Origin of the sequence: Amycolatopsis sp. NPDC049688 (assembly GCF_040674975.1) — a bacterium.
GTDB lineage: Bacteria > Actinomycetota > Actinomycetes > Mycobacteriales > Pseudonocardiaceae > Amycolatopsis.
Window position 1 is genome coordinate 208,639 of record NZ_JBFANY010000005.1, and the last position, 14,527, is coordinate 223,165.

11 protein-coding genes are annotated in these 14,527 nt (G+C 70.8%); 7 read left to right on the top strand and 4 right to left on the bottom strand.

Translation table 11 applies throughout. From position 1 onward, the window contains the following. Positions 1 to 30: 30 nt before the first annotated feature. Together AB0J55_RS19935 and AB0J55_RS19940 are read right to left on the bottom strand one after the other, a co-directional pair. Positions 31 to 2,646: a tetratricopeptide repeat protein gene (locus tag AB0J55_RS19935; RefSeq protein WP_364250085.1), complete on the bottom strand. Its 2,616-nt coding sequence runs from the start codon at positions 2,644 to 2,646 to the stop codon at positions 31 to 33. A 670-nt stretch (positions 2,647 to 3,316) separates the two neighbouring features. Further along, positions 3,317 to 4,264, bottom strand: a complete 948-nt coding sequence (locus AB0J55_RS19940; protein WP_364250088.1) for an NAD-dependent epimerase/dehydratase family protein — start codon at positions 4,262 to 4,264, stop codon at positions 3,317 to 3,319. Positions 4,265 to 4,353: 89 nt separating this feature from the next. Here AB0J55_RS19940 and AB0J55_RS19945 point away from each other — a divergent pair, with 89 nt between their 5' ends. Together AB0J55_RS19945 and AB0J55_RS19950 are read left to right on the top strand one after the other, a co-directional pair. Continuing rightward, positions 4,354 to 4,992 carry a TetR/AcrR family transcriptional regulator gene (locus tag AB0J55_RS19945; protein ID WP_364250091.1) on the top strand — a complete coding sequence of 213 codons (639 nt, stop codon included), beginning with the start codon at positions 4,354 to 4,356 and terminating at the stop codon, positions 4,990 to 4,992. A gap of 101 nt (positions 4,993 to 5,093) precedes the next feature. Then, positions 5,094 to 5,714, top strand: coding sequence for a methyltransferase domain-containing protein (locus tag AB0J55_RS19950; RefSeq protein ID WP_364250094.1), 621 nt, complete (start codon positions 5,094 to 5,096; stop codon positions 5,712 to 5,714). On the opposite strand, the gene AB0J55_RS19955 is transcribed toward AB0J55_RS19950, so the two are convergent. Beyond that, on the bottom strand, positions 5,697 to 6,626 hold the full coding sequence (locus tag AB0J55_RS19955) for a LysR family transcriptional regulator (protein ID WP_364250097.1): 930 nt from the start codon (positions 6,624 to 6,626) through the stop codon (positions 5,697 to 5,699). The two genes, AB0J55_RS19950 and AB0J55_RS19955, sit on opposite strands and share 18 nt — an antisense overlap. A 116-nt stretch (positions 6,627 to 6,742) precedes the next feature. On the opposite strand from AB0J55_RS19955, the gene AB0J55_RS19960 reads away from it, so the two are divergent. From AB0J55_RS19960 to AB0J55_RS19970, 3 genes are read left to right on the top strand one after another with little or no spacing between them, the layout of a single operon-like run. After that, a complete protein-coding gene (locus tag AB0J55_RS19960; protein WP_364250099.1) occupies positions 6,743 to 7,837 on the top strand; it encodes a tartrate dehydrogenase in 1,095 nt (364 codons plus the stop codon). Beyond that, complete coding sequence (locus tag AB0J55_RS19965) at positions 7,834 to 9,441, top strand: hydantoinase B/oxoprolinase family protein (RefSeq protein ID WP_364250102.1); 1,608 nt, start codon at positions 7,834 to 7,836, stop codon at positions 9,439 to 9,441. Before AB0J55_RS19960 ends, AB0J55_RS19965 begins: the two co-directional genes overlap by 4 nt. Next, positions 9,438 to 11,495 (top strand): hydantoinase/oxoprolinase family protein, encoded by a 2,058-nt coding sequence (locus tag AB0J55_RS19970; RefSeq protein WP_364250105.1) that lies wholly within the window; start codon positions 9,438 to 9,440, stop codon positions 11,493 to 11,495. Before AB0J55_RS19965 ends, AB0J55_RS19970 begins: the two co-directional genes overlap by 4 nt. Positions 11,496 to 11,502: 7 nt before the next feature. Here AB0J55_RS19970 and AB0J55_RS19975 read toward each other — a convergent pair whose 3' ends face one another. Beyond that, the gene (locus tag AB0J55_RS19975; RefSeq protein WP_364250108.1) at positions 11,503 to 12,231 is read right to left on the bottom strand and encodes a GntR family transcriptional regulator; all 729 of its coding nucleotides are present in this window, start codon (positions 12,229 to 12,231) and stop codon (positions 11,503 to 11,505) included. Positions 12,232 to 12,309: 78 nt separating this feature from the next. On the opposite strand from AB0J55_RS19975, the gene AB0J55_RS19980 reads away from it, so the two are divergent. Together AB0J55_RS19980 and AB0J55_RS19985 are read left to right on the top strand one after the other, a co-directional pair. Continuing rightward, positions 12,310 to 13,575, top strand: coding sequence for an MFS transporter (locus tag AB0J55_RS19980; RefSeq protein WP_364250111.1), 1,266 nt, complete (start codon positions 12,310 to 12,312; stop codon positions 13,573 to 13,575). Further along, a complete protein-coding gene (locus AB0J55_RS19985; protein WP_364250114.1) occupies positions 13,572 to 14,525 on the top strand; it encodes a phosphoglycerate dehydrogenase in 954 nt (317 codons plus the stop codon). The genes AB0J55_RS19980 and AB0J55_RS19985 overlap by 4 nt, the downstream gene beginning before the upstream one ends. The last annotated feature ends 2 nt before the right edge of the window (positions 14,526 to 14,527 follow it).

Sequence of the window (14,527 nt, forward strand, 5' to 3'; positions counted from 1 at the left end):
GCTGAGGAATGCGCGCGACGATGTTCGGCCCTAGGCGGGGAAGTCGCCGTGCGCGGTCGTGGGTGGTCGGCCCGTGTGCGATTGACCACCGGCAATACTGTCCGGAAGTCGGGAAAGTGTTTCGAACAGTTCCCTTGGTGAGTGCAACAGTTGCGGGTTCGCGCGCAGAATGTGCATGGTCTCGGTGGTGGGCACCCAACAGGTGATCCGGCCGTCGACCTTGACGAGCACGAACGAACTGGTGCAGACGGCGACCTCGCTCTGGGCTTGGCACGCTTCGAGCAACCGGGCGATCGCGTTGGCTTCTTGTTCGCTGTGCCCGGCGCCTGCGGTGTTGTGGTTGAGGTGAATGTCGCGACCTTGGATCACTGAGCCGTTCACCGTGCCGCCCAGCTGGTTGGCTACCGCGGCCGCCACCAGCCGCCCCAGCTCTTCCCCGCCTTGGGGGTTCTTCTGCGTGACGAACAGGCGTTGGAACCAAGATCCGTGCTGGGGTACGTCGCCTGAAATGACGTCAAATCCGGCGACTTCCAAGAGATCGACTAGGGCGTCTCGCACCTGCTGGCCGTCGTCGCCGGACGTGTGGACCGTGACCTCTTCCGCGTCACCCGGCGCTGCATGGTGGAGAGCTTCGATCTGGTGCCGCGTGTCGTCGGCATCGTCCACCCGGCCCTGCTCGGTGAACAGCTTGCGGGCCTCGGTCCAGGACAGCCGGGCAGTGTGGTAGTCGCCGACGCCGGCGTGGATCTCGCCGAGATTGCGCAGGGTGTCCGCGACTTGGTAGTGGTCACGCAGGTCGCGGCGCAGTTGCAGAGCTTCCCGGTAGAGCGTGAGGGCTTGAGGATATTCGCCTGAGTGGTGGGCGACGTAGCCCAAGGTGTCCAGGGTGTCGGCCTCGCCGGCGCGGTCGGGGTGGTAGCGGTGCAGCTCCTGTGCCGCTCTGCAGTGGTCGCGAGCTTGGTCGAAATGGCCGAGCTGGGCGGCGTATCGGGCGACGGCGTTGAGGACCTCCGCTTCGGCGAGGCCGTCACCGAGCGAGCGGACGCGGTCGAGAGCCTGAAGGGCGTGGTCGAGAGCTCGTTCGCCGTCACCTTGGCGTTCGAGGATCATTGCCAGCGTCCGGTGGGCTTCGGCTTGGTCGGCGGCCGCGGCCGAATCTGTCAGCCCGAGGCATCGCTGGGCGAGTTCGAGAGCTTCGGTGTGCTGCCCAGTGCGTGAGCAAGCATCGCCAAGCTGACGGAGGGCGACGAGGAGCGGAGCCGGGTCGCCGAGGTGCTCGGCTGCCGCGAGCGCCGTCCGCCAGCTTGCGAGCCGGTCGTCCAGGCTGCCCTTGCGCCGGAGGTATGTGTCCATGGCGGCGGCTAGCTGCCAAACCGCGTTGTACCGGCCCAAGGTGGAGGCCATCCGTTGCACCGCAAGCAAGCAGATGTGCTCGGTGTCGAACCACGTCAGGGCCTCGGCCGCGTCCGCCAAGGTCAGGGGAATGGTTCCGGGCACGAATTGACCGAGCTCCAGGCGGTCTTTGCGCTGCGACAGCTGTTGGTTCGCGTCTTTCGCTGTGTGCAGGTAGAAATCGATCACCCTGTCTCGCGCGTCCGACCGATCGACCTCGGCGTCAACCGAACGGACAAGCTCAAGGGCGTAGGTGCGAACCAAATCATGTAACGCGTACCGATCGGGCGTCCGGCGTTCGACGAGGTGGGCATGCTCCATGGTCGTCAGAGCGCGCCGAGTCCGGTCGATGCTCCGATGGTTCAAGGTAGCAGCGGCGTTCAACCCGAAGTCCGGTCCGGGCGCCAGGCTCATCAGCCGGAAGGAGCGCGCGACATCGTCAGGAAGGGCTCGGTAGGACCAGGACAGTACCGAGTGCAGGTTGGTTTCCGAGTCTACGTCCTGTAATTCGAGCACGGCGGTGCGAATCTGGGTGGCGATGTCGGTCAACGACAGTTGAGGGCGTGCTTGTGCCCGCCCGCCGAGAAGCCTCAGGGCCAGCGGGAGGCCGGCGCAGGCGCGGACCAGTTCGTCGATGGCCCCCGGCTCGGCTGCGGCACGCTCGGCTCCGACAAGGTGGGCCAGTAAGGACCGCGATTCCGGCTCCCGGAGTGTGTCCAGTTTCAGTCGGCTCGCACCGTGGCGGACGGTCAGTTGAGGGAGGACCTTGCGACTGGTTACAATGACGGTGCACGAGGCGGTTCCCGGCAGTAATGGCATGACCTGGCGAGAGTCTCCTGCATCGTCCAGGATGATCAGCATCCGTTTGTCCGCGATCAGGGACCGATACAGGCGTGCTTGGGCGGCGAAGTCCTCTGGGACCTGATTTGAGGCAGTGCCAACGGCGTCGAGGAACCCGCGTAAGGCAGTACTCGGCGGCAACGGCTCGCCGGGCGAGTAACCTCTTAGATTGGCGTATAACACTCCGTCGGGAAACTGGTCAATTCGCCGCCACGCCCATTCGATGGCCAGCAAAGTCTTGCCGACGCCCGGCATGCCGGTGATCACCACGATCGGCCAGTCAGGACTATCGCTGGTCGATTGCCTGTCCAGCGAGGCAAGTTGCTCTTCCCGCCCCCAGAAAGCCCGGGGGCGGGCGGGTAGCTGCCTCGGAACAAAAGGACCGGGCTTGGGCATCACCGGTTCGTGTCGCATGGGTTCTCCCTCCCGTCGCTTGGCCACTATGGCACTGAGCGGTGTTTCTCCGCAGCTCTTTCATTTCGTGGTCTATCCCAGAGGAGTAGCCTGCTTGGGTACCTCGGCCGGATCGCGCACTGGAGCGTGCTCGGGTGAGGCACAGAATCGTCAAGGATGCCGGTCGTCGGGGTACGCTTCTGGAACAACCGCCACCGACATGAACGCGGGACCGTTGTACTGGTCCCATGTCCTCCTTCCTGTTCGCCCAAATCGTCGCGGTGATCTCGGTGCGCAAGCAGTCTCCTACCCCCTCGTGCTCGGGCACATCATGGGCCCCGAGGCCAGTGACGGGTCTTCCCCTCTGCTGATCCACCCCGGCAGCGGCGTCCCGTAGCCAGGGGACGCCGTACTCGGCTTCGACGTCGCCGATGTCGACGAAACGGCGCGAGCGGGCGGCGGCTGTGCTGTCCGAGCCGACGGCGGCCTAGAAGGCAGCCGGACCGTCTGCAGTAGCCCTGCACAAGCCCAGGAGGAGTGCGTCACCTGCGGCATGAGCGTGCGCTGGGTCAGAGCTGGCAGCGGGCCGGCCCTCCATCACGCAATTGCGGGCATGAAGGCGAAGCTGGACCTGCCCGCCATCGGCAACCGCGACGGCGAGATCCACCTGGCGGCATGGACAACACGCTGGTCACCTCTTCGGCGGCATTCCCTCGTCGGCGTGTTCCCCCTCGGTCGCGCCGACCTGGTCGCGGATGGCGGTGTCTAGGTCGGTCGCGGTCAGGCCGAACGTGTCCGCCGTCTCTGTCGCGTCCATGTGAAACGGTGCGTACCACTGGTAGTCCATCTCGGCCATCTCGCGGGCGATGGGCACGACCAGCCCGGCCGTGCGCATTGCGAAGCGCGGCAGCTGGATCAGTTTGACCGGCGGCCGGCCCGCGGCGAGGGCGTAGCGTCGTGCGAGCTCGCGGATGGTGACGGCCGGTGGGGATGGCACGTGCCACGCCCGGCCCCATGCGCGTTCGTCCTCGGCGAGGGTCACCAGGGTTTTGGCCATGTCGCCGTTGAAGGTGAACGTGTGCGGCATGTCCAGGTGCCCCGTGATCCATGCGGTACGGCCCTTCTTCAAGGCCGGCTCGATGAGCAGGGAGTAGATGCCGTTGGCGTCCCTGCCGATGTAGTCGGAGCCGCGGGCCTCGAAGGTGCGGATGCCCGCGGTGAGGGCCTCTTCCCACATCCGTTTGCGGAGGCGGCCCTTGCGCCCGGTGGCGGCCATGGGTGTGTGCTCGTTCATCCGGCCGCCGGGCTGTGGTCCGTAGGCGTAGAGGCTGCCGGTGAGCGCGAGGACCGCGTCGTTGGCCTTCGCGGCGGCGATCACCGCGGTCTGCAGGGGCGGCAACAAGCGCTCCCACAGCGTGTACGAGGGCGGGTTCGCGCAGTGGTAGATCACCTTCGCGCCGCGGGACAGCTCGGTCATCCGTGACGGGTCGGAGGCGTCCGCGGCGACCCGGTCGATCAGCGGGTGCGCGGGGCCGGAGCCGCTGCGCGTGACGATCCGGACGGTGTCGCCGCGCTCGGCCAGCAGGCGGGCGACGTTCGTGCCGATGGAACCGGCGCCGATGATGACGTGTTCGGCCATGACGAGGTACTCCGCATCTAACAGTGTTAGGTTTTCTAACGTAGTTAACTTAGCCACGTCGAGATGTCGTCGTCAAGGGGCGGCGGCTAGTGTCCGAGGAGACCACCGAAGCGAAGTGGCGGAGCATGCCGACCAGCACGAGACGGGCCCGGGAACGGGCGAGTACCCGCGAACGGATCATCGAGGCCGCGCTGCACGTCCTCGAGACCGACGGCGTTGCGGCGCTGACGATCCGGCGCATCGCGACCGACATCGAATACTCCGCACCCGTCGTCTACCAGCACTTCGCCAACAAGGACGCGCTCGTGCTGGAGCTGGTCGCGCACGGCCACTGCCTGCTACTGGCCGGGTTCCGGCAGGCCGCCGAGGAGCCCGGGATCGACCGGCGCATGCTGCGCATCGCGTCCGAGTACGTCCGGTTCGCCGGCGAGCACCCGCACCTCTACCAGGTGATGAACGGCGCCGTGGTCGACGCGGACGAGCGCCGGCGCGCCGCGGAACCGGCCATCGTCGTACTGAAGGAACTGCTCGCCGCCTGGTCGGACGCCCACGACGTGGTCCTGGCCGATCCCGATGAGGCCTGCGAGATCATCTGGGGCACGCTCTACGGCATAGCCTCGCTCGGCGGTCTCGGCACGGTCGGCAATGAACGCGCCCGGCGGCTCGCCGAGCAGGCGCTCCGCGCGATCCTTCTCGGCTGGCGGACCGGGGTACCGGAAATCGAATAGTCCGATTCGGACACCGGCCCGGCGACGGGCCGCGCAACCTTCTCCCGTGGTCGGCCGTCTTGGTGTGCGACGGACGACCGGGCCGTCGGACGGGGGAAGCCATGAAGGTCGATCGCAGCATGGGATGGGTCGCGCTCGGTGTCGCCGGTGCGGCCGCGGCCACGGTCTGGGGTACCGACACCGCGCCGTATCCGGTCGCGCAGCGCTGGGTGCTGAACCTGCCGCTGCCCCTGCTCACCCCGAGACGGCTGCAGCGGATTCTCGCGCCGTGCGAAGGGGAACGGGTCCTGGAAGTCGGTCCCGGCACGGGGCTGCAGTCCCTGCCCGTCGCGCGCCGGCTGGGTCCCGGCGGCCGCCTGGACATCGTCGACGTCCAGCAGCCGATGCTCGACCACGTCGCCCGCCGGGCCGCCCGGTGCGGCATCCCGGCGATCGTGCCGACCCTGGCGGACGCGCGCGAACTTCCGTTCCCCGACGCCACTTTCGACGCGGCCTACCTGGTCACCGTGCTGGGCGAGATCCCCGGCGACCCGCGGTACGCGCTGCGGGAGCTGCGCCGGGTGCTGAAGCCGGCCGGCCGGGTGGTGGTCGGGGAGTTCGCCGACCGCCACTACGTTCCGCTGCTGAAGCTCGCGTCCTGTGCGAACGACGCGGGCCTGCACCTCGTGCGCCACACCGGTATTCCGTTTGCCTACTACGCCGAGCTACGGGTGTGTGGCTGACTTCGTCCGGGCCTGGGCGGAGCCCGCGATGCGATCCGGCAACCGCGCGGCCAGGTGCTTGATCAGCTCGCTGATCCGCCGCGGTAGGTGGGTGTCGTCGGCGCGGAGGGCGTAGATGTCGGCCGGTGGTGTCGGCACGTTCGGCAGGACCCGGACCAGCGCGCCGCTGTCGAGGTGGGTGCGGATCTGCCACTCCGAGCGCATGATCACCCCGTGGCCCTGCAACGCCCAGCCGGTCACGATGTCGCCGTCGTTGCTCGACAGCCGGCCGTGCACGCGGATCTGGCGCGGGTGGCGGGCGTCGCCGAAGCGCCACAGCGCGAAGTCGCCCTCGTTCTCGCGGAGCACGAGGCAATCGTGGTCCGCCAGGTCCTCGATCCGCTCGGGCATCCCGCGTGAGTCCACGTAGGACGGTGCCGCGCACGGCACCCGGCGGTTCTTCGCCAGCCGGCGCATCCGCAGCGACGAGTCCGGCGGGGTGCCCACGTGGATCGCCAGGTCGAACTCGCGCCGGTGCGGACGCAGGGGCAGTGCGGACGTGTGGAGCTCGACGGTCAACCGCGGGTGCCGGGCGGTGAACTCGCCGAGCAGCGGGGCGATGTGCGCGCGGCCGAGCCCGAGGGTGGCCTGGACCACGATCGACCCGCGCAGATCGCCGGAGCGGTGGCCGACCACGTCCTCGAGCTCGCGGACCTGCTCGAGGATCGGTTCCAGCCGCGCGGCGAACAGCTCTCCCTCGGAGGTCAGCACGAGCCGGCGCGTGCCGCGGTGCACCAGGCGCGTGTCGAGCCGGCGTTCCAGTGCGCTGAGGCGCTTGCTGACGACCGGGAGCGAGCACTGCAGCTCGCGGGCGGCCGCCGTCAGCGTTTCGCTGGCCGCGACCACCTGGAAGAAGCGGAGATCGTCGATCATCGCGGTTCGTCCCTTTCGCTCAGCGAAAGGATAGGTTGCCGCGGGGATTCTTGCCGGGACGCTCGCCGCCGATCAGGGTGGAAGGCGCGTGTTCACCGGATCGACAGGAGCGTCTCGTGTCCCAGCCGCACCGCATCGCGGTCATCCCGGGGGATGGCATCGGCCGTGAAGTCGTCCCGGAAGGGCTGAGGTGCCTCCGGGCCGCCGCCGACGCCCACGGGTTCGAGCTCGACGTCGTCGAGTTCGGCTTCGCCTGCGCCGACTACTGGCTGCGGCACGGCGAAATGCTGCCGCCGGACTGGCGGGACGTGCTCGGCGGTTTCGACGCGATCTTCTTCGGCGCGGTCGGGTGGCCCGAGGTGGTGCCCGACCACGTTTCGCTGTGGGGGAGCCTCCTGCGGTTCCGGCGCGGGTTCGAGCAGTACGTCAACCTGCGGCCGGTGCGGCTGCTGCGCGGGGTCCGCAGCCCGCTGCGCGACCACGGGCCGGGGGACATCGACTTCCTGGTCGTCCGCGAGAACACCGAGGGCGAGTACTCGAGCATCGGCGGCCGGATCTTCGAAGGCACCGACCGCGAAACGGTGCTGCAGGAGACCGTGATGACCCGGACCGGGGTGGACCGGGTGCTCCGGTACGCCTTCGAGCTCGCCGCCACCCGCCCCCGCAGGCGCCTGACGTGGGCGACCAAGAGCAACGGCATCGCCATCTCCATGCCGTACTGGGACGAGCGCGCGACGGCGATGGCGGAGAGCTACCCGGAAGTGGCCGCCACCAAGGACCACATCGACATCCTGGCGGCCAAGTTCGTCCTGCAGCCCGGGCAGTACGACGTCGTCGTCGCCAGCAACCTCTTCGGCGACATCCTCTCCGACCTCGGCCCGGCCTGCGCCGGCACGATCGGGATCGCCCCGAGCGCCAACATCAACCCGGACCGCACCTGGCCGAGCCTGTTCGAGCCGGTGCACGGCTCGGCCCCCGACATCGCCGGGCGCGGGATCGCCAACCCGGTCGGGCAGATCTGGAGCGGTGCCATGATGCTCGAGCACCTGGGCGAGACCGCTGCGGCCGCGGCGGTGCTGGCCGCGATCGAGCGGGTGCTCGCCGGGCGCCCGGAAGTGCTCACCCCCGACCTCGGCGGTACCGGCACGACCGAGGGCCTGGGCACGGCGATCGCCGCCGAAATCGCGCCCGTGAAGGCCGTGGCGTCATGACCCCGGCGTTCGACCCGGTCGGCCTGGAGGTGCGGTGGGACCGGCTCGCGACCGCGGTCGACGAGGCCGCGTCGACCATGCTGCGCACGGCGTTCTCGACCATCATCCGCGAATCCAACGACTACACCGTCGTCCTGACGGACCGGCGGGGACGCACGATGGCGGAGTCGCGGGCCGGCATCCCCGGGTTCGCGGCGCTGATGAGCTCGCTGACCGGGCTGGTCCTGGAGCGGTTCACGGCTCAGGAGTGGCAGGACGGCGACTGCGTGATCACCAACGACCCGTGGATCGCCACCGGTCACCTGCCGGACATCGCCATGATCACCCCGGTCTTCCACCGGGGCACGCTCGTCGCCTACGCCGGGACCGCCGCGCATTCCCCCGACATCGGCGGGACCCCGGCGCTGGGGGCCACCGACCTGATCTCCGAAGGCATCCTGATCCCGCCGCTGCGGCTGTACCGGGCCGGCCGGGTCGAACGGGGAGTCAAGGACCTGCTGCTGGCCAACGTCCGGCTGCCCGGTCCGCTGTGGGGTGACCTGGAGGCGCAGGCCGCCGCCCACGAGGTGTGCCGCCGGCGCGCGCGGGAGTTCCTCGGCGACTTCGGCGAGCCGGACTTCGAACGGTTCGCCGCCGAAGTGCACACGGTGACCGACGCCGCAGTCCGGGCCGCCGTCCGGGAGCTGCCGGACGGGGTGTACCGGGCGGGCGTCGACGCCGACGGCGTCGAGGGGCACCCGACCCACATCGAGTGCACGGTCACGGTGCGCGGTGACCGGATCGGGATCGACTACGCCGGAAGCTCGCCGCAGGTGCCCTTCCCGGTCAACTCCACCCTGAACTACACGCGCGCCTACTCGATGTACCCGCTGAAGATCCTGCTCGATCCGGGCACGCGGACGAACTGGGGTTCCTACCGGGCGATCGACGTCACCGCGCCGGAAGGGACGATCGTCAACCCGGTGTTTCCCGCGCCGGTGGTCGCGCGGCACCTGACCGGGCACCTGCTGTCGTGCGCGATCCACCGGGCGCTCGCGCCGGTGCTGCCCGGCCGGATCATCGCCGACAGCGGGGGAGCGCCCGCGCTCCGGGTCCGGTTCGCCGGGGTCGACGACGCCGGCCGCCCCTTCGCGCAGATGCTCTTCGCCAACGCCGGAATGGGTGCCTCCCGGGAGCAGGACGGGCTTTCGGCGACCGCGTTCCCCACCAATTCCGGCAGCGGCAGCATCGAGGCCTTCGAGGTCGCGTCGCCGCTGCGGATCGTGCGCAAGCAGCTCCGGCCCGGTTCCGGCGGGCGCGGCCGGCGCCGCGGCGGACTGGGGCAGGACGTCGAAGTGCACAACCCGACCCGCCACCCGGTCCAGCTGGTGGTGCTCGGCGACCGCGAACGGCATCCGGCCCTCGGGCTCGCCGGCGGCGAGCCGGGGGCCACGGCGCAGGCGGTGCTGGACAGCGGCGAGCGCGTGCCGCTGAAGTCGGTCTCGCAGCTGGCCCCCGGCGCCTCCGTCGTCATCTCCTTCCCCGGTGGCGGCGGCTTCGGCGCGCCGGAGGAGCGGGAGGCCGAGCTGGTGCGGGCCGACGAGCTCGGCGGGTACGTCCGATGAGCCGCACGGTCCGGATCGGCGTGGACGTCGGCGGGACGTTCACCGACCTGCTGCTGCACGACCCGGCGCGCGGCCTGACCTGGCCGGGGAAACTGCCCACGACGCCGCACGCGCCCGGTGAGGCGATCACCGCGGGCATCGCGCGCCTGCTGGCCGAGACCGGCACCCCGGCCCGGGACGTCGCCGGGATCGTGCACGGCACGACGCTGGTGACCAACACGCTGCTGGAGCGCACCGGCGCGGTGGTGGGACTGCTGACGACGGCGGGGTTCCGCGACGTCCTGGAGCTGGCGCGGGAGATCAGGTTCGACACGACCGACCTGCTCGCGCGTCCGGCCCGCCCGCTCGTGCCCCGGCACCTGTGCCGTGGCGTGCGGGGCCGCCTCGCCGCCGACGGCGCCGAGCTCGAGCCGCTGGACGAGGACGATGTGCTGGTACAGGTGGGCGAGCTCCTGCAGCAAGGTGTCGAAGCGGTGGCCGTCGCCATGCTGCACGCCCACCGCGACGACCGGCACGAACGACGGGTGCGGGACCTGCTCGCGCGGGTCCACCCCGGGGTGCCGGTCACCCTTTCCAGCGCGGTGGCTCCCGTCGTCGGCGAGTACGAACGGGCGAGCACGGCCTGCCTCAACGCCTACGTGCAGCCGTCGATGACGCGCTACCTCGACCGCCTCCGCGACGACCTGCTCGCCATGGGCATCGACGCACCACTGCGCGTCATGCTTTCCGGCGGCGGGGTCACGACGCTGGCCGACGCGAAGGAGTTCCCCTTCCGGCTGCTGGAATCCGGCCCGGCCGCGGGCACGATCGCCGCGGCCGCCGTGGCGAGGCGGCTCGGCGAACCGGACGTCCTCTCGTTCGACATGGGCGGCACCACGGCCAAGATCGCCGTCGTCGGCGGCGACGGCCCCCGTCGCCGGCACGACTTCGAGGCCGGCCGGGTGGACAAGTTCAAGCCGGGCTCGGGGCTGCCGGTCCGGCTGACCGTCGTCGACCTGATCGAGATCGGCTCCGGCGGCGGGTCGATCGCGGCTCCGGACGCCCTCGGGCTGCTCAAGGTGGGCCCGCGCAGCGCCGGTTCCGTTCCGGGGCCGGTCGCCTACGGCCGGGGTGGGGAGCGCCCGACGGTCACGGACGCGGACCTCGTGCTCGGCCACCTCGACCCGGCCGCGTTCCTCGGCGGTGAGCTGCCGCTGCGGACGGCCGAGGTCCGCAAGGCGCTGGACCGGGAGGTGGCCGAGCCGCTCGGCCTGGACACGGCCGGTGCCGCCGCCGGCATCGTCGAGGTGGCCACCGCGAGCATGGCGGCCGCGGCCCGGACGCACCTGGCCGAGCACGGCCGGGATCCCGGCGGCTTCGCGTTGGTGGCGTTCGGCGGCGCCGGCCCGGTGCACGCCTACGGCCTGGCGAAGCAGCTGAAGATCACCCGGATCGTCGTGCCGATGCGGGCCGGCGTCATGTCCGCTTACGGGTTCCTGGTCGCTCCCCCCACGGTGGACCAGGCACGCAGCCTTCCTTCGGCTCTCACCGAGGTCGACTGGGAGCGCGTCACGGCCCTTTACGCCGAGATGGCCGCCCACGCCACCGCGGTACTGGGGGCGGACGGCACGCAGGTGCGGCTGCGGCGCTCGGCCGACCTGCGGTACCTCGGGCAGGGGGCCGGGATCGAAGTCGAGCTGCCGGACTCGGGCCGTCCGGCCGCGGACGATCTCCGGCGCACCTTCGAGGAGACCTACCGCGCGACGTTCGGGCGGTCCCTCGACGGCCCCGCGGAAGTCGTCACCTGGCGGCTCTCGGCCCGGCTGCCCGGCCACGACATCCCGCTGGGGTGTGAGCCGGTCGCCGGGGACCCGCGACGCACCGGCCGCGATGTCTGGTTCCCCGGCCACGGCCGGCTCGCGGCCACGGTGTGGGACCGGTACCGGCTGCGGCCGGGGACGGAACTCACGGGACCGGCGGTGTTCGAGGAACGCGAGTCTTCGTGCGCGTTCGGGCCGGAGTGCCGGATCCGGGTCGACGACGACCTGACGCTCCTCGTCGACGTCGGGCCGTGACGATCGGTCAAGCCGGGGCGACGGCGGCGGGCGCGGCGAGCAGGTCTCCCAGCCCGCCACGGGCGTCTTCGATGACGAGCGCCTCGGCCGCCGCCGAGTCGCCGGCCCGCAACGCCCGGACGAGCGCGCGGTGGCTGCCGTAGCGGTCGAGACCGAACCGGTCGTTCCCGGCGATGCGTTCGATCAGCCGGGCCCGGCGTTCCGGCCAGGAGAACACCCGCGTCTGGCCGAGCAGGCGCACCAGCACCGGGTTGCAGGCGCACGACTCGACGACCTCGTTGAAGCGTTGCATGGTGTCGAGCAGCCGGTCCACGTGCCGGTTCACGTCCTGCCCGGCCTGCTGCCGTTGCTTGACGACGATCAGGAGGTCGTCGGCTTCGTCGAGCACGGCGTCGAGGTGGTCCAGCTGGGCCGGGGACGCGTGCCGCGCGGCGAAGCGGGCGACCATCCCGCGGAGGGCCACCTCCACCTCGGCGAGGTCCTGGATCGCGGTGTCCCCGAACGCGGCGACCTGGACCGTCCGCGGTCCGGTGCGTTCGAGCAGACCGTCCTGCTCGAGGCGCCGGATGGCCTCCCGCACCGGGGTCGGGCTCACCGACAGCCGCTCGGCCAGCCCGCGTTCGGTCACCTTCTGCTCCGGCCGCAGCTCGCCGGTGGTGATCGCGTCGCGGATGGCGCGGTAGGCGCGGTCGGCCAGCGTGTCGGCCGCCAGTCCCTTCAGGGTCTCACTTGCCATACCGCCACCCTATCTGCCATGGCAACGTCAGTAAGAAACACTTGACGTTCTTGCTATAGCAAAAGTAGGTTGGCGGACATGACGACGACGTCGAGCACCCGCCGCGTGCGGACGGGACGGATCACGTTCTTCGTCGCCCTGGCGGTTTTCGCGCAGGAGTCGACGTGGAACCTCTACGACTCGCAGGTTCCGCCGCTGCTGCGCGAACACATCGGCAGTGCCGCGCTGATCGGTCTCCTGATGGGGATGGACAACGTGCTCGGCATCTTCATCCAGCCGTGGATGGGCAACCGGTCGGACCGCACCCGCACCTCGTGGGGCCGGCGCATGCCCTACCTGCTCGTCGGGATGCCCGTGGCGGCCCTGCTGTTCCTCGTCATCCCGCACGTCGCGGGCACCTTGCCGCTGCTGATCCTGGTCATGTTCGGCTACGCGCTGGTCGCGAACTCGTTCAAGCCCATCGCCGAATCCCTGCTCCCGGACTTCGTCCCGCCCGAGCGGCGGAGCCGGGCCAACGCGGTCGTCAAGATCGCGGCGAGCCTCACGGTCCTGGTGGCCGCCCTGATCAGCATCTTCCTGATCGACACGCATCCGAAGCTGTCGTTCGCGATCCCCGCGATCCTGATGGTGGTGTCGCTGGCCGTGCTGGCCGCGAACGTGCGCGACAGCCGGTCGCCGGCCTACCGGAGCGCCGTCGAGGAGGAGCGCGAACAGGCCGCACCCGCCGCGCGGGTGCGGGACACCGTGCTCGACATCGTGCGGGACCGCAACCGCAGCCGGCTGCTGCTCATCGTGTCCATCCTGCTCTTCGGCGGCGCCTGGGCCGCCTCCCGGGCGCTCATCACGCCCTACGGCATGGAAGTGCTGGGCATGTCCCGCGGCGAAGCCGGCGGCCTCACCCTGCCCAGCGGGGCGGCCTTCATCGTGGCCGCCTACCCGGTGGCGAGGCTCGCCGAACGCTTCGGCCGCCTGCGGGTGATGGCCGCCGGGATGACGGTGTTCGCGGCCGGCATGGTGCTCGCCACCGTGGTGGCGACGCCGGCCGGCGTCGTGGCCGGCCTCTGCGTCGCGTCCGCGGGGGCGTCCTCGTTCCTGGTCAACGCGGTCGTCGTCCTGTGGAACCTCGCCCCGTCCGACCACGTGGTCGGGACCTACACCGGGCTCTACACCGTCGGCTGGGTCGGCGGCGGCTTCCTGGGACCGGCCCTGGTCGGGGGTCTGGTCGACCTGACCGGCTGGAGCCTTTTGCTGCTCCACGTCGCGGTCGTCGCGCTCCTCGCCGTGCTGGCGGTCGTGCGCGTCAGCGTCCTGCAGCGCCGGTCGTCGGCGGGTCGTGCGCTGTGACCGGGCGCGTGCTGATCACCACGGACTACCTGCGTCCCGGCGACGACGTCGACCTGTTCCTGAAGGGATCCGGGCTGGAGACCAGCCACCTGCCCATGACCGGTCGGCGTGATCCCGGCGACCTCGTGGCCGCGCTCGCCGGGATCGACGCGGCGCTGGTGGCCAACGAGCCGCTGACGGGGGACGTCCTGGCCCGCGCACCGCGGTTGCGGGTCATCGTGCGGACCGGCGTGGGGTACGACTCGGTCGACGTCGCCGCCGCGGCCCGGCTCGGGATCACCGTGAGCAACCTGCCCGGCATCAACGCCAACGCGGTGGCCGAGTACACCATCGGCCTGCTGCTGGCGGGAGCGCGGCGGCTCGTGCAGTCCGCTTCCGGGGTGGCACAGGGGAACTGGCCGCGCGAGGACGGCCGTGAACTGCGCGGCTCGACGCTCGGCCTCGTCGGCTACGGCGCGTCGGCCCGCGCGGTGGTCCCGCTGGCCCGGGCGTTCGGCATGAACGTGGTGTGCACGACGAACGTTCCGGCCGGGCTGCGGGACCCGGGGGTCCGGTTCACCGGGCTGCCGGAGCTGCTGTCCACTTCGGACTACGTCTCGGTGCACACCGCGCTCACCGAACGGACCCGCGGCCTGCTGGACGCAGCGGCGTTCGCGCGGATGAAGCCGACGGCGCTGCTGGTCAACACCGCCCGCGGCGCCATCGTCGACGAAGGCGCGCTCGTCGCGGCCGTGCGATCGGGACAGATCGCGGGCGCCGCGCTCGACGTCGTGCGCGAGGAGCCGCTTCCCGCCGACAGCCCCTTGCGCGGCGTGGACGGGATCGTCGTCTATTCCCACCTGGCCGGGCAGACGGCCGAAGCACGTGCCGCCGCGGGCCTGCGCGGCGCGGAAGAACTGGTCGCCGCCCTCGCCGGACGGGCGCGATTCGCAGTGAACGCAGAGAAATGAGG